The sequence below is a fragment of the Thioclava nitratireducens genome (assembly GCF_001940525.2).
In the GTDB taxonomy this organism is placed as follows: Bacteria; Pseudomonadota; Alphaproteobacteria; order Rhodobacterales; family Rhodobacteraceae; genus Thioclava; species Thioclava nitratireducens.
This window is the reverse complement of the sequence record NZ_CP019438.1, coordinates 127,546-143,754: the sequence shown is the minus strand read 5'-3', so window position 1 is coordinate 143,754 and position 16,209 is coordinate 127,546. Positions and strand designations below refer to the sequence as shown.

Annotated in this window: 13 protein-coding genes; 4 read left to right on the top strand and 9 right to left on the bottom strand. The window is 62.7% G+C overall.

Going from position 1 to position 16,209, the window contains the following annotated elements; translation table 11 throughout:
• The first annotated feature begins 26 nt into the window (after window positions 1-26).
• From BMG03_RS19515 to BMG03_RS19500, 4 genes are all read left to right on the top strand, one after another.
• Complete coding sequence (locus BMG03_RS19515; protein WP_075777541.1) at window positions 27-1,862, top strand: site-specific integrase; 1,836 nt, start codon at window positions 27-29, stop codon at window positions 1,860-1,862.
• A 9-nt stretch (window positions 1,863-1,871) separates the two neighbouring features.
• On the top strand, window positions 1,872-3,317 hold the full coding sequence (locus BMG03_RS19510; RefSeq protein WP_075777542.1) for a hypothetical protein: 1,446 nt from the start codon (window positions 1,872-1,874) through the stop codon (window positions 3,315-3,317).
• A 280-nt stretch (window positions 3,318-3,597) separates the two neighbouring features.
• Entirely contained in the window at window positions 3,598-4,176 is a 579-nt protein-coding gene (locus tag BMG03_RS19505; protein WP_075777543.1) for a hypothetical protein, read from the top strand.
• 104 nt (window positions 4,177-4,280) lie between these two features.
• Window positions 4,281-5,669 carry an IS1182 family transposase gene (locus tag BMG03_RS19500; RefSeq protein ID WP_075777544.1) on the top strand — a complete coding sequence of 463 codons (1,389 nt, stop codon included), beginning with the start codon at window positions 4,281-4,283 and terminating at the stop codon, window positions 5,667-5,669.
• A gap of 253 nt (window positions 5,670-5,922) precedes the next feature.
• On the opposite strand, the gene BMG03_RS19495 is transcribed toward BMG03_RS19500, so the two are convergent.
• The 9 genes from BMG03_RS19495 to mprF all read right to left on the bottom strand — a co-directional run bounded on the left by BMG03_RS19495 (window position 5,923) and on the right by mprF (window position 16,128).
• Entirely contained in the window at window positions 5,923-6,474 is a 552-nt protein-coding gene (locus BMG03_RS19495) for a tyrosine-protein phosphatase (RefSeq protein ID WP_077701422.1), read from the bottom strand.
• A gap of 55 nt (window positions 6,475-6,529) precedes the next feature.
• Entirely contained in the window at window positions 6,530-7,141 is a 612-nt protein-coding gene (locus BMG03_RS19490; RefSeq protein WP_077701421.1) for a hypothetical protein, read from the bottom strand.
• Window positions 7,142-7,143: 2 nt separating this feature from the next.
• A complete protein-coding gene (locus BMG03_RS19485) occupies window positions 7,144-8,127 on the bottom strand; it encodes an ABC transporter permease (protein WP_075777568.1) in 984 nt (327 codons plus the stop codon).
• Window positions 8,120-9,052 (bottom strand): ABC transporter permease, encoded by a 933-nt coding sequence (locus tag BMG03_RS19480; RefSeq protein ID WP_077701419.1) that lies wholly within the window; start codon window positions 9,050-9,052, stop codon window positions 8,120-8,122. Before BMG03_RS19480 ends, BMG03_RS19485 begins: the two co-directional genes overlap by 8 nt.
• The gene (locus tag BMG03_RS19475) at window positions 9,049-9,795 is read right to left on the bottom strand and encodes an ABC transporter ATP-binding protein (protein WP_077701418.1); all 747 of its coding nucleotides are present in this window, start codon (window positions 9,793-9,795) and stop codon (window positions 9,049-9,051) included. The genes BMG03_RS19480 and BMG03_RS19475 overlap by 4 nt, the downstream gene beginning before the upstream one ends.
• 175 nt (window positions 9,796-9,970) lie before the next feature.
• Window positions 9,971-10,750: a COG4705 family protein gene (locus BMG03_RS19470; RefSeq protein ID WP_077701417.1), complete on the bottom strand. Its 780-nt coding sequence runs from the start codon at window positions 10,748-10,750 to the stop codon at window positions 9,971-9,973.
• 7 nt (window positions 10,751-10,757) lie between these two features.
• Complete coding sequence (locus BMG03_RS19465) at window positions 10,758-11,381, bottom strand: hypothetical protein (RefSeq protein WP_077701416.1); 624 nt, start codon at window positions 11,379-11,381, stop codon at window positions 10,758-10,760.
• 105 nt (window positions 11,382-11,486) lie between these two features.
• Window positions 11,487-13,478: a bifunctional DedA family/phosphatase PAP2 family protein gene (locus tag BMG03_RS19460; RefSeq protein WP_167733413.1), complete on the bottom strand. Its 1,992-nt coding sequence runs from the start codon at window positions 13,476-13,478 to the stop codon at window positions 11,487-11,489.
• 43 nt (window positions 13,479-13,521) lie between these two features.
• Window positions 13,522-16,128: a bifunctional lysylphosphatidylglycerol flippase/synthetase MprF gene (mprF, locus tag BMG03_RS19455; protein WP_075777621.1), complete on the bottom strand. Its 2,607-nt coding sequence runs from the start codon at window positions 16,126-16,128 to the stop codon at window positions 13,522-13,524.
• Window positions 16,129-16,209 lie beyond the last annotated feature (81 nt).

Sequence of the window (16,209 nt, the reverse complement as noted above, 5' to 3'; positions counted from 1 at the left end):
GAAATCTTACCAGCAAGGATGAAATAATGACTCTCAACGATATCTACCTCGCCCTGCCCAATCTCTATTCCGAGTCCTCCGCACAGGCTTACGGCGCCGCGTTTCGCCGCGTCGAGAAGCTGACCGGCCGAACCCTCAAGCAGGTTCCCGCAGATGACGTCGCATGGACCGAGATTGCCCGCCATATCGTCTGGGCCGGGGAGTTTCGGGCCGCGACGCCGAAGGCGGCGGAGCGCGCTTTTCATACCTGGTCGGGAAAAATCAGCGCCGCGATCCGGAAAGCGCAGGAGGCGACCGCAGAGGCGCCTGTCGCTCCCGATGCGCGCCTCGCATGGGACCAGTTGATCGATTACGCCAAGCGAGTGCAGAACCGTCCGGGGCCCGATGGGAAAAAACTGCTGCCCGGAATGGCAGACGTATCGCTCGCAAATCTGCGGGCGCGCGTCGGGGAGGTTTTTCCCGCAGAGCTCGATAACGAAGCGGCCGCCAAAGCGCTCTCGCGTATTCCAGCGGACAAGACCGCTTCCTTCCGTCGCTCGTTCAGGCTCCTCGACAAGATGATCACCCAAAGGGACCGGCATGAAGAAATCGCCGCCCTGCTCCCGACATCGCCGGTGGGGTCCCTTCCGGGACTACGGGACGCTCCGCTCGACTGGACGGCGCTACCAGCGTCTCTGGTCGCATCCTGCGAAACGGCGATCGAGCGGGCTATCAATGGGGAGCGGCCGCAGCGCGATCGTTTCGGGGGCAAACTCGGCGAAGACCCGCTGCCGCGACGGAGCAAGAACAAGCGCAAGATCCGCAACCCTGAGCTTAGACGCAAAAACCACCGCCAGGCTCTGTCCTGGCTGATCCGGCACACATGGGAGGACCGCACACCGCCCCCTGGCGTCGCTCAGCTCGAAGACCTTCTGACCTCCAAGAATGTCAAAATGGCGACCGCAAAATACGCGGAGAGGACGAAGCAAAGCAAAACCCTCAAGACGGTCAAGGAGACGTCTTCGACGAACTCTTGGCTTGCTACCCTCGATACGCTCGCGAAGCGCAATGACCTCGGTGACGACGTGCTCGATGCGATCGCTGATTTGCGATTTTCCGACGCCGTGAACAGCGACTACGCAAACGAGATGGCGGCAGAACGCGCGGCGTTTCTCAAGCTCCTGGATCACAACCCCGAGGTGGTTCGAGCCATCCTGACAGGTCCGCGCGTTTTGGCACGCGAAGCGCGGCGCGGGCTTGATGGGTGGGACAAATTGGGGGTGCATGCCCAGACCGAGGCGCTTCATTTGGCGATGGCCTCGGCAGCGATGGCTCTTCAGCTCTCGCGCCCCCTGCGGACGCGCAACATCCACGAGCTGACAATAAGCGGGCAAGGAGCCGAGCTTTGCCTCCCGCGTCGCAAGGGGGCCTTGGCGATGATCGACATTGCCCGAACGCGTGTGAAAAACAATCGCGACATTTTCCACGAGGTGCCGGCGGTTCAGTGGAAGACGCTCGCGCTCTGGATCGAGGAAGGGCGCGAAAAGTGGTGCACGCGTCACGGGACAGATTCCGAGCTCAATCCCTACCTGTTCCCGGGCATCAAGAGCGGTGAGGCAATCTCGCGGGGCACATTCAACAAGTTTTGGAATCGTGGGATGTCGCGGATCGGAGTGATCGGCCTCAGTCCGCACCTGATGCGGCATGTCGGCGCGACGCTCTATATTGCACAGAACCCCGGCGCCTATGGCGTCGTCGCAGACCTGCTCGGCGACAAGCTCGATACGGTGCAGGCGTTTTACGCGCGTGGAGCCGGACGCGAAGCGTCGCGTCTCTTCGCCGAGGTCATCCAGCGCCTCGACCCGACACTCAACCTTTCCTGAGGAGGCCTCATGGCTCATCAACCTTTCTCGCGCGCCGAGCGGGTCGCACGGCTGCTTGCGCGAATGCAGAATGTGCCCCGGCCTGTCGCCCACGCGGTTGCGGAGGCAGTTGTTGAAGGCACGCTCAAGGGGCGCGGCGCACCCGCCGCGCTCGAGCGCTTCTACGGCGCCCTCGCGGCGGTGGGCAGGACGCCAGAAACAGCAAGTCGCGAGGACTTCGAGGCCGCGGCGAGCAGCCGGACGAGCTACCGGACCCTGATCTCGGCCCTCACACGGTTTGATCCCACCGTGTCGCTTGCCCCGGCCCGGGACGTGACGAAGAACTGGGATCGCTGGTTGAACTCGACCTACGGCAGCAAACCGAAAAAGCCTCGGGTCTCTACCCGGATCGCGGCGCTACCCGAGCAATGGCCCGCGCGTTGGCGCGAGGCCCTCCCTCTTCTCGACCGGGTCGTTCGACGCGGTGAGACTGTCTACAAACCGCTTCGGCAAAAGTCGCGCGCGTCGGTCGTCGCTGCCGTCGGCACCTGCGAGACGGCCCGGATCTGGGCTAACGGGCGCGGCATCGCGCTCGGTGACGCCTTCTGCCCCGATCTCGCCGAGGTATTCCTGCGCTATCTGCTCGTCGATAGAGGTATTACGCCACGCTCGGCCGCGGACTATTTCGAACGCATCGAAGGTTTCGCATATCGCGGCCGGCTCTTCGACCGGGCCGCCGCCGAAGCGTTCGCGGATATCCGCGGGCAGTTGCGAGCTGAAGCGGAGGATCAGCCGGAGGGCAAACACGCGAAGGTCAAACGTTTTCTCAAGACGTTTGACCTCGCCGATATCCTGCATGGGGCCGCGCGACTTTCTGAAGCCGCGACGTCTTGCCGAGGGGACAGTGCCCAAGCCGAACGGTTCAGGCGCAAGTCCGTGGTCTTCGCGCTTCTGGTCAACGGGTCGGACCGACAGGGCGACCTGTCACGGTTTCGGATTGGTCGCGAGATCCAACGGTTGCCCGATGGCAGTTGGGAAGTGGCGTTTCGACAGGCAAAGACACGACGCAAAAAGGAACTGGGTACTCTCTGGCCATTCACGGCCCGACTTCTCGATGCGCATGTGCTGGCCGATCGTCCGTCGTGGCAGCTCAAGGACCGCATGGCGGAATTGGATGGGATGAACCTGCTCAGTCTTAGGGAGGAAGGGTATGGCACCTACCACCCGAGCGCCCTTTTGAAAGAGGAATTTGGGATTTCGGGCCACCTGATCCGGACCTTGGTCACGAACCTGATCCGCACGGAAGAGCCGGATGCGGCATGGGCAGCGCAGGCGCTCCTCGGTCACTCGAACCGCTACTCGCAGCGCGCTTATCTCACGGATTTCCGCGTCACGGCGTCGGTGCGCGAATGGCAGTCCACGATGGCCGACCTTGAGAAGAAGGTCGCGCGAGCAACGGCATACGACGAAGCGTAGTAGGAGCGCTTCGTCCACAATTCCGGAATAGCGTGCTAACCCACTTAGCATTTCGATAGCTGCGTAAAGGAAGCGTCTTTGGCGCGTGGCAGCGGATCAGCGGCAGAGCGAGACGTCGGGCCGAAGCCCGCCCAACTTTTTCAGAAAAATCGGCTTTGGAATTTCCAGGCCGAGACGATGTCCCTGTCAGGCCGGGCAATGAGGCCTGCCGCACGCAGCTATTCGTTGAATGTCATTCATCAAATGAATCAACGAATGATTACATGAAGACCGAGGTTACATGACTGAAAAAAGCACTGCAGGGCGCAAACCGAACTACACCGATGACGACATCGCCGATGCGATCGCCGATCTGCGTTTCAATGGTCAGGACGTGAACGGGAAAAACGTTTGTGACTGGCTCAAGGCGGCGGGCATCGCCAAAGCCCCGAGCGCGGAAGCTGTCAAAAAGGTCATTCAGCGGGTTCTCGAACGCGAAAAGGAAGCAGAGAAAAGACGGCTGCTCGCCGCTTTGCCTTCCGGGATGGTCGAGGAACTCCAGCCCGGTATGGAGGAGTTGACTTCACATGTTCATATGCTCCTCGCCCGAGCACATCGGGACATGCAAAAGACCACCGAAAGCTCGCTCAATGCGGCGAACGCCTCCATGGAATATCGCGACAAGCGCATCGCTGCGTTGGAGGATGACCTCGAGGCGTCAATCAAGAAGGCGGAGCAACTTACCGAACAGCTCGCGAAAGCGCAGAAACGCATCGGAAGCTTGCTCACGGAGCGCGAGAAGCTCAAGATCAAGGCTTCGCAGCTCGCGACTGCGAAAAAAACGCTCGAAGAGGTCGTGAAGACGTTCAAAGACCCCTAAAAGGGGTAGGAGATGTCGGTAGGGGCGTATTCCGTTGAAAAACTCGCGCTTGATTGCTGGACGTGGCGCTGATTCAATTCCGACATCAGGTGGGAGGATTGGCGATGATGGGACCGAAGCAGGAAGCTCAGCCAGCGCTGTTCTACGAGTTTTCGCTGGAGGATCATGTTCCGCAAGATCACCTACTTCGATCCATCGACCGGTTCGTCGATCTGAGCGGCATCCGTGCTCATCTTGCGGTTTTCTACAGCCACACGGGCCGTCCGTCTGTCGACCCCGAACTGCTGATCCGCATGCTCCTGGTCGGCTATTGCTCCGGCATCCGGTCCGAGCGGCGCCTCTGCGAAGAGGTGCATCTGAACTTGGCGTATCGCTGGTTCTGCCGGCTCGACCTTGCTGACCGGGTGCCGGATCACTCCACCTTTTCGAAGAACCGCCATGGCCGGTTTCGTGACAGCGAGCTGCTACGCCACCTGTTCGAGATGACGGTCGCACGCTGCATCGAGGAAGGCCTGGTGAGCGGGCAGCGCATGGCGGTCGATGCCAGCCTGATCGAGGCGGATGCGAACAAGCAGAACTCGACGCCGAAGGAAGAGTGGGACGCCTCGCAAATCGATCCGACGGATGCGCCCCGCGCCGTTCGCGAGTATCTTGAGACGCTGGACGAGGCCGCCTTCGGTGCCGCCAGCGAGGTCCAGCCCAAGTTCACCTCGCATTCCGACCCGGCCAGCCAGTGGACGGCAGCGCGCAAGGGTCCGGCATTCTTTAGCTATTCAGACAACTACCTGATCGACACGGATCACGGCGTCATTGTGGATGTCGAGGCGACGCGGTCGATCCGGCAGGCGGAGGTCGGCTCGACACGCACCATGCTGGACCGGGTTAAGGCCAAGTTCGATTTGCATCCCGAACGCCTGATCGCGGATACCGCCTATGGCACCGGGCCGATGCTGGGTTGGCTGGTCGAGCGCAAGATCGCGCCGCACATCCCCGTCTTGGACAAGTCGGGCCGTAACGATGGCACCTGGACTCGGGCCGACTTCGAGTGGGACGCCGAAAACAATCAATACATCTGCCCAGAGGGCCAGACGCTGAAGCAGTTCCGCCGGAACTATTCCGACCCGAACAGAGGACCGACCGGCAAGGGCGTCGCCAAATACCGCGGCTTGAAGCACATCTGTCAGGCCTGCCCTTCGAAGCAGCACTGCTGCCCGAACATGGACTTCCGGTCCATCACCCGCGAGGAACACGAAGACGCCCGCCAGGTCGCCAGGGACATCGCAAAGACCAGGCAATACGAGGTCTCGATGAAGCTCCGGAAGAAGGTCGAGATGCTCTTCGCGCACCTCAAACGCATCCTTGGCCTCGGACGCCTCCGACTACGTGGCCCGTGCGGCGCAAATGACGAATTTCTCCTCGCCGCAACCGCCCAGAACCTCAGGAAGCTGGCAAAGATCCTTCCCGCACCGCAGCAACCGCGAAAAGCCTTATAGGAAAGGCAGTCGCACATCACGAAAGCTTCCAATTTCTGCAATCGCGAACGGGTGTTTTTCCACAGAATCGGCCCAGAGCTGACCTTCGCTGCGCTCGCTTTGAATGTCCGCTCACGAGCACAAACACGACATACTCGCCTGCAACGCGTGTTTTTTGCAACTTTCTCCGGGTTTCGGAGATTCTTGACTACGACTTGAACTCGGGCACAGCTTTCGCCATAGCAAAACCTGCGGCAAAGAGGTTCGAAATCCTTCAACTGTTGGCCGCCATCCATGTCTGGTCCATCGGCCAGGCTCTCGAGAGCCACGGCACGCCTATATGGCCGTAGAGAAACGAGAGCTGCCAACCCGCCTCGGAAGGCGAACGCTTCTTCTGATGATAAAGGTAAAGCGCGGCAGCGAGCCCGGTGCGATCCGCCCCCGCCTTGCAGTGAACCAGAACGGGCTTGGGCGCCCGCGCCATCGCCCCTTCGAGCGCCGCGAGGCGGATCGGGCTGAGGGTTTGATGGTCGGACATCTTGAAGTCGATCAATTCCAATCCAAGCCGTTTCGCCGCAGCCTTCTCCTGATCGTACCACGCCTGTCCCGGATGCGCTCCGCGCAGGTTCAGGACCGATCGTATGCCGTCCTTTTTCTTGTAGGCCTTCAACCTCGCGGCGGTCGGTTGGTTCGAACGATAGAACTCTCCAGCCACCACGGTGTGGAAATTTCCGGTCACCTGCAAATACCCGAAATAGAGCACCAGCGCCGCGAGCGTCCCGACCAATACGGTGCCCACGAGCCGCGCGATTTCGCGAAGTTTCATCGCCTCTGTCTCCGTTGCGGCCCCGGATGCGGGGCCGCTCTGCGATGGTTGGCGATCAATCCGCCTGCTCGGCGCCGCCGGCGTCTTTCTTGACACCCTGCGTCACCGCCGCAGTGCCCGGAAGCTGCAGGCTCACCTCGACCTGTTTCGCGGATTGCGCTGTGGTGTAGATCGAGTTCGGGTTCGCCCGCAGATGCCCCGGCTTGCCGCTGTCATCGACATGGATGCGGGCCGAGCCATTGGCGGGAACGGTCACGTCGGGGTGCAGGATATAGGCCTCCTTCGCGCCGCTATCGGCGTCGGTGATGGTGTAGAAGAGGGTGAAGCCCCTCAGCGGCTTGGCACTGTCATTGACCAGCTGGATCTCGAGGTGATCGGGCGCGTCCGTATGGGTCGCGGGATCGACATTGTTCTCGACCAGCAGCTCTCCGATATGGAACGGCGCGGCAGTGCCCCCGGGCTGGATCGGGCTTTGCGCGACCACCGGGTCCTTGTCGGCCAAATCGTTCTGCCCGTCGCCATCGGTATCGGGGTTCTGCGGATCGGTGTGCAGCAGCGGTTCGGCCATGTCGGGCACGCCATCCTTGTCGGTATCGGTCTGCGCGGCCTGGGCGCCGCCAGCGGCGAGCATCAGCAGCACGGTGAGGGTGGAAAGGGTCTTGTTCATCGTCAGGTCTCCTTGGTCAGACGGTCGGCACGGATCGGACGCAGCAGGACGAGCCCGCCGAGACCGAGGGTGAAGAGAATGAGGAACCAGGCATCGCCCTTCTTGTCGGCCCAGATCGGCCCGAGCGCTTTGCCGGTGTAGATGTCCTTGATTCCGAGCACCGCGAAGGTGAAGCGCTCGTAATGCTTGGTCACGGACGAGACCTCGATCCCGTTGCGGATGGTTTCGTAGGTGGCGAAGCCCTGCTTGATCTTGGTCTGCTCGGCTTTCGGGATCGAAAGCTGCGCGAAGACGCCGCCTGCGACCTGGTTATCGGGGTCCATCGTGTCGCCGATCTGCGGCGCGACGAGGACCACCAGCAGCCACAGCGCGAAGGCGTAGAGCAGCCCGCTCGCCGGGCTTTTCAGCCAGAGGCTCAGCCCGAAGCCCACCGCAAAGATCGCGCTGAGATAGAGCGTCGAAGCCCCCCAGGTTATCGCAAGGCGCAAGAGGTCATTCGCCCCGATCCCAATGCCCGAACCGAGCGCGAGCACCACTGCGCAGAGCGCGAAGACGCAAGCCAGCGCCGCCCCCATCAGCCCGGCCCCGCCCAGCAGCTTCGCGGCGAGGAACTGCCAGTTCGAGAGCGGCCGCGTCAGGATCAGCGCCAACGTCTGGCGTCCGCGCTCTTCGACGGCGGCGCGGTAGCCCGCGATCAGCGCGATCACGGCGCCCATGATCTCGATCTGCTCGATCGTGCCGCGCATCAGCTTCAGCGGATAGAACTCGGGCGCCGCGATCGAACCGAGGCTTTTGCCGAGCGCCAGCAGCTGCTGTTTCGCGGCCATGTAGGTGGCGACATCGGTGCGCATCGCGACCGTTCCGGTGATCAGCGAGATCAGCGCGGCGGCGACGAGCGCCAGCGTCGCGGCGAGCAGGAAACGGTCGCGCAGCGCGATCCGCGCGTCCTTGAGCGCAACGGTGGAGATTGCGGAGAGATCAGGCATCGGGGCCTCCCTTCGTCATGTCGAGCTTGAGGCAGCCACGCAGCGCATAGAGGCCGGAGCCCGCAGCGAAGAGCATCATCACGACCAGCGGCGGCACGGGACCGCGCGGCGGCAGACCGTCGGGCAGGTAACCCATCAGCTCCGCTCCGAGATACTTGTAGGCTTCGGCCAGCGAGAACGGCCCGAGCAGGTTTGCGGAGAGGTCGAAGATCGCGGATTGCGGGGCGGGTGCGAGCGCCGAGATCGGGTTGATCGCAGCGGTGGGCAGGATGTTTCCGGTCAGCGCAGGCCAGACGAAGGTCAGCACCAGCCAGACCACCGTCGGCACCATCAGACCCACGGTTTCGCTGCGCGCCCGCGCCGAAGCACCGATCGCGATCAGCCCGAAGGTCATCATGTAGAGCCAGCCCAGAGAGAAGAACGCAGCCAGCCGCGCCCAATCCCCTGCGGCGAGATGCACCGAAGGCAGGATGACGAGGGTCGCGGCGCCCACGACGCCCGCAAGCGCGGCCAGTCCGCCGACGGCCAGAGCGAGTGCCGAGACCTTGCCTCGCGCGTAATCGAGCCGCTCCAGCGGGCGCGCGCCGATCAGCGGCAGCACGCCGGCCCGGCGGTCGGTCTCGACCATCCGGTAGCCGATCACGATGGCCGAAAACGCGCCGATCAGGCTGATATAGATCGTGAGGTTGCGCAGCAGCGCCAGCGGCGAGCCTTGCGTAACCGGGTTTGGCGGCACCGGCTTGCCATTGGCTTCGAACCAATGCGTGGCGCTGGCATAAATCGCGTCGACCGTCGAGGTCGCGGACCAGCCGAGATAGGCGGAGACCAGCACCAGCGCGGCGAACAGCGCGGCCACCAGCGCGATCGTCCGCTCGCGTGCAAGCGCGGCAAGCGCGTGGCGGCGCAGGATCGTGGAAGGTGTCATGCCGCGACCTCGCGATCCGGCACCACCGAGAGGTAAAGCTCCTCGAGGGCCTCTTCCGAGCCGTAGCGCGCGTTCACCGTCTCGATCGTGTCGTGGAAAACCAGCTGCCCATGCGAGAGCACGCCGATGGAGGAACACGACCGCGCCACCTCGCTCAGCAGGTGGGTGTTCATGAAGATCGTCATGCCCTGCGCGTTCAGCCGCTCGAGCACCTCGCGCAGCTGGCGCACCCCCATCGGGTCGAGCCCCGAGGTCGGCTCGTCGAGAAACAGGACCTGCGGACGGTGGACGATGGCCTGGGCCAGTCCGACCCGCTGGCGCATCCCCTTGGAGAAGGTCGCGATCCGGCGGTCGGCGAGATCGGTGATGCCGAGGAACTCCATCACCTCCTCGACGCGGTCGCGGGCATCCTCGATCCGCGAGAGCGCCGCGAAGAAGCGCAGGTTCTCGCGCGTGGTGAGCGTGTCGTAGAGGCGGACGTTCTCGGGCAGGTAGCCGATGGCGCGGCGCAGCGCGATGCGGTTATGCGCGAGGTCACACCCGGCAACGCTCGCCGTGCCGCCGCTGGGTTCCATGAGCGTCGTCAGTAGCCGGATCGTCGTGGTCTTGCCCGCGCCGTTATGGCCGAGAAATCCGAAGATCTCGCCACGTCCGATATCGAGATCGAGCGGCTGGAGCGCGGTGAAATCGCCGTAGCGCAGGGTAAGTCCCCGCGTGCTCACGGCCAGTGTGTCTGTTTGCATCTCTGGGCACCTCCTTTTGATGTTGAGAGGAAATTGCCCGTCGCGATCCGGATCGACTTCGACAGTTTCTTACAAATCGGTGAGAAGCTGGATTACCGGCTTGGCCCAGACGAAAAACCCTCCGCCCCGGACGGACGGGACGGAGGGCCACGCGGCGTACGATCTGGAAAGGGAATCAGATGCGCCTGCGTTTCACGGTCATCGCGGCGACGGTGATTGCGATGACGGCGAGGAAGCCGAGGCTGGTGGGAATGGTGCCGAAGCCCAGCCCGCCATAATCGGTCGGTTGCGAGAGAAGATCGCCGAAGGACGCACCCAGCGGGCGGGTGAAGATATAGCAGAGCCAGAACGCCCAGAGCCCGCCCAGATTGAAGGTGACATACCCCAAGGTGAGCGACGCGATGATCAGCCCGAAGAGGATGCCGGTCGCGAGATAACCTATCCCGAACTGCTCGGAGATCAGATCGCCGACCGCCGTGCCGAGCGCGAAGGTGAACAGGATCGCGAGCCAGTAGAACCCTTCGCGCCGGGCGGTGTAGACCTCATGAATCGAGAGCGTGCGCTCGGAGGCGAACCACGCCGCGAAGGTCGCGCCCAGCAGGATGGTGAACCCGATCGTCGAGTCGATCAGCGGAATCCCGAGATTGTCGGTCATGTTGTCGGTGATCAGCGTCCCCACGATCGAGATCAGCACCACCGCCGACCAGTAGACTGCAGGCACGTAGCGGCGCTGCGCGAATTGCCAGCGGATCACCAAGGCGAGGATCGCGGTCATCAGGATCGTCGTCGCGGTCAGACCGAGACCGAGATTGACGGCCAGAAAGTCGGCCGCCGTCTCGCCCATCGTCACCGCCATCAGTTTGATGAGCCAAAAGCCCGGCGTGACCTCGGGAACGCGGCTGACCGGGTTGGTCAACTCTTCGTCGGGGTAGATGAAAGTCTGTTGATAGCTCATGTTCGCCTCAGTCGTTCAGCATTGCCAGCGCCTGCGCCGAGAACGCATCGGCGCGGGTATCGTCGTCGGCGTTGCAGCGCTCGAGCGCTTTCGCCTGAAGGTCGGAAACCGCTTGCGGCGCGGTTTTGCCGCCGAGCGTGTCGCGCAACTGCCCGATCATCGCCTCGCAGGGCAGCGCATGGCCGGTCTTGTCGGTCACCGCGATGCCCGCGACTTTCTGCACAGCCCCGACTTCCGAGGGCACCGGATCGGCAAGCGCGGTCTGCAAGCCGTTAAGGCTCTGCATCACGGTTTTCGAATCCGGCGACTTCGTGCGCAGCGCGGCGAAAGCCTTGTCCGCCGCACCGTCGATCACGCCCCAAGCGGAAGGATCGGCCTTGCGCAGCTTGGCCGCGTTCTTGTCCCAAAGGGTCTCCAGATCGGTGATGCGTTTCTCCGCAGCGGTGAACTCGCCTTTCTTGGCAAGCGTCTGTGTATCGCTCACGATCGTCTCGTAAGGGCTCATATCGCCGAGGCTTGCAGCTTGCGCCGCGGAAGCGCCCGGCCCTCCCGTATTCATGGCCATTTCGACCATTGAAAATGACGCGACCGGCACCGCGATGAGCGCGGCGGAAAGAAGCAGGTTTCGCATAAGGTCCTCATTGCTTGCGATGCATCCGCACCGATGCCGCCAGCAATCGCCTGCACAAGGACGTAGCGTTTTTCTCCCGTCTTACGAATTTGTAAGAACATTCTCTTAGCGCAGTGCGAGCAATGGAATCCGTTGGAATTCTTGCGAGGAGATTCCACCCGCAATCTGCGCGGTGCCCGATGTGGTCAGTGCGTTCATCAAAGCGGGTGCTAAATTGTAGGCCGGTTCTCCGTCGGTTTGCAGAAGACCGTCATCTCGTGTGAACACGGCAAGCCAAAGCCGCGCACCCGAGCTATCGATATAGGAGGTCTTCCAAAGTCGAAGTCTTGGGATCTGCGCTTCAATTTCAGGTCCGGGTTTGCTGAAACCAAGCACGTTCGGCTCGTTTCGCCAGAAGAGTGGGGCAAGTGCGGCATCTGGCGTGGTTTTGTCACGAACCGTTGCAAAAGCTGCCCGCATAAGCGCGGTCAGGCTGGGTGCTCCCGCCCGGGTCCAACCCTGCGTCTCGAGCGCGCTTGCGATCTGCGTGGAGCCGTGCGCCCAGATGCCCATCGCCACCGGAAAGCTATGCTCTGCATCGAGGGTTTGAGCCTCAAGCGAACCCGCACTTAATTTCGGCAGATTGGCGCCTTGCGCAACCTGGATGAGCGGCTGCGCCATCGGCGGCGGGTTCAGCGCTTTGGAATAATCGTGAACACGCTTTACGGCAAACCCGCCAAGGCCGAGCGAGAGCGCGAGCAAAAGACCGATCTGCCAGCGCGGCCGCGGCGATACGTGTTCCCGGATACGCGTCCGCAGCCACTCGGCGATGGAGATCCCAACCAGAAGGCAAAGCGCCCCAAGGATCCAGCCCGCCATCACGTCGCTAAGGTAATGTTCGACCAGATAGAGTCGACTCAGCCCGATCAACCCCGCAAAGAGCACAGCCAGAACGCCAGCGCTCACCGCGCCAAGGCGCGTGAGGCGCCAGAGCACGAAGACCAGCATCCCGTAGAAGGCGACCGAAAGCGTCGCGTGGCCCGAAGGAAAACTGCCCGAGCTTTCTTGAAAATAGCCCAGAATCGAACGCGGTCGGCTGAAGCCCGCTTTCAGGATCACCACCGAGACCAGATCGAGCCCGAGCGCGACCAGGACCCCCCAAAAAAGATCGAAACGGCGCAGCACGGCGAGCCAGGTCAGTGCAAGCGCAAGCACCGCCACCACCAGGCGCGTATCGCCGAGCGCCGTGATCCAGATGAATATCTGGATCAGGCCCGGCGTCCAGAACAGGCGCATCAATTCGGCCAATTGTGCATCGATCTGCACGATGGGTGCCGCTTGCAGAAAATCGAGCGAAAGACCGATCAGCAGCGCGAACAGGTAAACGAAGGCCAGCACACCGAGCGTCAGCGGCAGCCCTGCCAGATGACTGCGATCCAACCGGCGCGCAATCCATTTCGCCACGCGCGGGTGACGGCCACCCCAGCTGTCGACGCGGGGATGGCGCGCGATCTCGTCGAGTAGCCCACCCATCATTTCAAGAAGATGCGGAATGGCGCGATCGAGCCGACGCAGGGTCCAATAAAGCACCGCGGCGATTACAAGCAATGCAAGGAAGAAAAGCGTATTGCGCGTCATCAGCGGGCTGAATGTCGTGAGTCCCGCGCCCAAAGCGTAGCCGAAGCTGACATGCGCAATCGCGTAAGGAAACCCGCTCAGGATGTTCCAGAGCCCGAATTTCTTTCGTTCCATGCCCGCAAGTGCGGCGGCAAAGGGCACGAATGCTGCCACCGGGCCAAGAAATCGCCCAATAACCAGTGCTACGCCGCCCCGTCGCTTAAAAAGCTCTTCTGCACGTTTGTAGGGCTTCATCTCCTCGACTTTCCAGCGCCCCAACATGCCATGGCGCGCGTGCCGACCGAGCCACCAGCTGGCCTCGCCGCCCAGAATTGAGCCGATCGCGACGAACCAGATAAGGTCGAACGGATCAAGCATCCCTTGTTGCACCATCACGCCGCCCGCATCGACGATGAGCGTGCCGGGAATGAAGATTCCCGTGAGGAGAAAAGCTTCGAGTGCCGCCGCCGCCGCGATGATCCAGTAGCCGAAGATGCCCAACGCAGCGAGGGAGGGCAGAACGTGATGAATGGCGCTCAGCATGTCAGTCTTTCGTGAAGAGATTGCGCGCGCCGCCCGAAATTAGAAGGGCGATTTCGGTCAACGCGAGATAGGGTGAGGTTCCCGGCGGCAATGCTACGTAGCGCGGCCGCCAGTCGGGGCGGAACTTCTGCTTGAAGCGCCGCAGCCCCTCGAAATTGTAGAAACTGCCGCCGTGTCGGTAGATGAGATTGCCCAAACGGCTCGTCAGCCGCGCGGAGACCCGGTCCGACAGCCCCGCAAGCGGCGCAAGCCCAAGGCTAAGCTCGGTCGCACCTCGATCGCGCAACGCCTCGATCAGCGCGAGGAACAGGAACTGCATCACGCCGTCTGCGGCCTCCGGGCGATAGCGCATCAGATCGATCCCGAAATGCTGCGCTCCGGGGCTGCCAAGCAGATTGGCAAAGCCGAGGATCTGGCCGTCGCGCCGGATCAGGGCAAGCTCGCAATGGTTCAGATATCTGGGCTCGAAGCGACCGACCGAGAACCCCTTCTCCTTGCCCTTTTGCCCTGCAAGCCAGCTATCTGAGATTGCGCGGAGCTCATCAATCAGCGCGGGATCATGCGGTGGCGAGACGATCTCGAGTGAGCACCCTTCACGCAGCGCCCGGTTTTGCTCGGCGCGCATCGTCTTGTATTTCGATCCCGCGAGAGAGAAGTTCTGAAGCTCGATCACCGCCTCTTCGCCGATCTTGTGCAGCGCATAGCCCATCTCGATCCAGAGCGGCAGGTATTTGGTCGAGACCTCGTAGAATACCGGTGTGATCCCCTCGCGGCGCGCACGTTCGTGGAAGTCCCAAGCGAGCTGGCGCGCGGGTTCGGGCGGGCCGACCGGGTCGCCCAGAACCGCGCAAAGGCCGTGGCGGCGCGCATACATCAAGAACGCGTCACGTTCGGACGAGAAGACCACCTGCTTGTCTCCGGTCAGAGCGAACCAGCCTTGGGGTGTGTCCTGAGTTTCAAGGATCTCTGACACGGCGCGATCCTGGTCGGGGTCGGGCGTCAGTGCGAAGCTGCGCGACGGACGCAATGCGAGCCAGAGCAGCAGCCCCAGCATAAGTGCGCTGACCAGCAAACCCGCGCGCAGTGCACGTGGCGTGGCGGATTTTGCCGTGAAGTCGAGCCAGAGCGCATTGGTATAGGGCGTCGCCTCGTGGGCAAGAAAGAAGAACATCGCTGCAGAGGCCAGCATTCCGGCCAGAAGCGCCACCCAGATCGGTCCGAAGCCGCCCTCGCTGAGCGCCGCTTGCCGGTGGAAGGCACGCCGAAACGGCCAGAGCGCGAGGGCGGCAAGGCCCAGCACCACCGCCGATTCCGTGTCGAGATCGTCGGCAAGAACGGCAAAGACACCCACGATCAGGGTCCCGATCGTTAGGCTGTGCGCAAGCTGCACCCGACGCACAAGCGCCTGCGACAGGACGATCAGCAATACGCCCGCAAGCGCGCAGGCAAGCGTTCCCCCTTCGGCCAGGATCGCGCCGACCAGCCCGGGATCGTCAATGCGCTGGCTCAGCGAGGGCATCAGCGCCACGATAATCAGCCAGAAACCAAGCCCAAGGACTGCGATACCTGCGATACGCGGCGCGACGCCTTCGACCCCTCCCATGACCGGGCGCATGGGCTCTGAAATTTCCCCGAAGATGCGCGCAGCCCAGCCACCGGCAAGGCGGGCCTCGTTGATCGATACGATCGCGAAGGCCAGCGCGAAGGGCAGCAGGAAATAGATCATGCGGAAGGCCAGCAGCCCGGCCGCCGCTGCGCCCACCGGAACGCCCGCGGGAAGGGCCGCAATCACCACCGTCTCGAAGATGCCGACGCCGCCGGGCACATGGCTGAGCACGCCCACCATAGTTGCCGCCGCATAGATCGCCAGGAAACTCGCGAAGGGCGGCGTGCCTTCGGGCATCAGCACCCAGAGCGCAAGCGAGGCCATGGTCGAGTCGAACAGCGCCACGACAAGCTGACCGAGAAGGATCCGCGGCGCGGGCATCGCGATTTCGAAGCCGCGAATACGCAGCGCGCGCCCTGTGACGGAAAGCCAGAACGCTCCGCCGAGGATCAGCGCCGAAATCCCGATCGCACCGAGCCGGATCGCGGCCTCCGACGCCGAGATCACGCCGGCAAGCGCCGCGGGGTGAACCGCCAGCGCCAGCACGCCCACAAGCGTCAGCCCCATGCCCATCGCGACCGCGATATAGGAAGACAGCCCGGCGACTTCGAAGGCGTTCAGCCCGGCGGCCGAGTAGATCCGGTAACGCACGGCCCCGCCCGAGATCACGCTGATGCCGACCGTGTTGCCGAAGGCGTAGCCAAGAAACCCTCCCAAGGCGACGGTGCGCAGCGGCAGGCGTTTTCCGAGATAGTGCAGCGCCCAGAAATCGTAGCCGACAAGCGCGAGATAACCCAAAGCGGTCGCGCCGAGCGCGGCGCCCAGCGTTGGCCAGGGCGTCGCCTTGATCTGGACGATGACTTGGCGCACGTCGATGCTGGCCAGCAGGTGATGCAGCGCCCAGAGCCCCATCAGGAAGAGGACAAGACCCAGCACGATCGGCCAGATCGTCTTCAGCCGGGACAGGCTCGGCCGCGTCTGTGCAGGATCAAATAGTGTCATCGTTACGTCCCCATGTTCTTTGTCTATGTCGTGGCGCGCGAGTAACTGCTTTGTGAAAGTCTTACAAATCCGTAAGAAATT

Excerpts from the sequence above, each read along its gene's own strand:
- BMG03_RS19470 (WP_077701417.1), bottom strand. The coding sequence starts at position 10,750 with ATGAGCTATCAACAGACTTTCATCTACCCCGACGAAGAGTTGACCAAC.
- BMG03_RS19485 (WP_075777568.1), bottom strand. The coding sequence starts at position 8,127 with ATGCCTGATCTCTCCGCAATCTCCACCGTTGCGCTCAAGGACGCGCGG.
- BMG03_RS19480 (WP_077701419.1), bottom strand. The coding sequence starts at position 9,052 with ATGACACCTTCCACGATCCTGCGCCGCCACGCGCTTGCCGCGCTTGCA.
- BMG03_RS19495 (WP_077701422.1), bottom strand. The coding sequence starts at position 6,474 with ATGAAACTTCGCGAAATCGCGCGGCTCGTGGGCACCGTATTGGTCGGG.
- BMG03_RS19475 (WP_077701418.1), bottom strand. The coding sequence starts at position 9,795 with ATGCAAACAGACACACTGGCCGTGAGCACGCGGGGACTTACCCTGCGC.
- BMG03_RS19465 (WP_077701416.1), bottom strand. The coding sequence starts at position 11,381 with ATGCGAAACCTGCTTCTTTCCGCCGCGCTCATCGCGGTGCCGGTCGCG.
- BMG03_RS19505 (WP_075777543.1), top strand. The coding sequence starts at position 3,598 with ATGACTGAAAAAAGCACTGCAGGGCGCAAACCGAACTACACCGATGAC.
- BMG03_RS19490 (WP_077701421.1), bottom strand. The coding sequence starts at position 7,141 with ATGAACAAGACCCTTTCCACCCTCACCGTGCTGCTGATGCTCGCCGCT.
- mprF (WP_075777621.1), bottom strand. The coding sequence starts at position 16,128 with ATGACACTATTTGATCCTGCACAGACGCGGCCGAGCCTGTCCCGGCTG.
- BMG03_RS19515 (WP_075777541.1), top strand. The coding sequence starts at position 27 with ATGACTCTCAACGATATCTACCTCGCCCTGCCCAATCTCTATTCCGAG.
- BMG03_RS19510 (WP_075777542.1), top strand. The coding sequence starts at position 1,872 with ATGGCTCATCAACCTTTCTCGCGCGCCGAGCGGGTCGCACGGCTGCTT.
- BMG03_RS19500 (WP_075777544.1), top strand. The coding sequence starts at position 4,281 with ATGATGGGACCGAAGCAGGAAGCTCAGCCAGCGCTGTTCTACGAGTTT.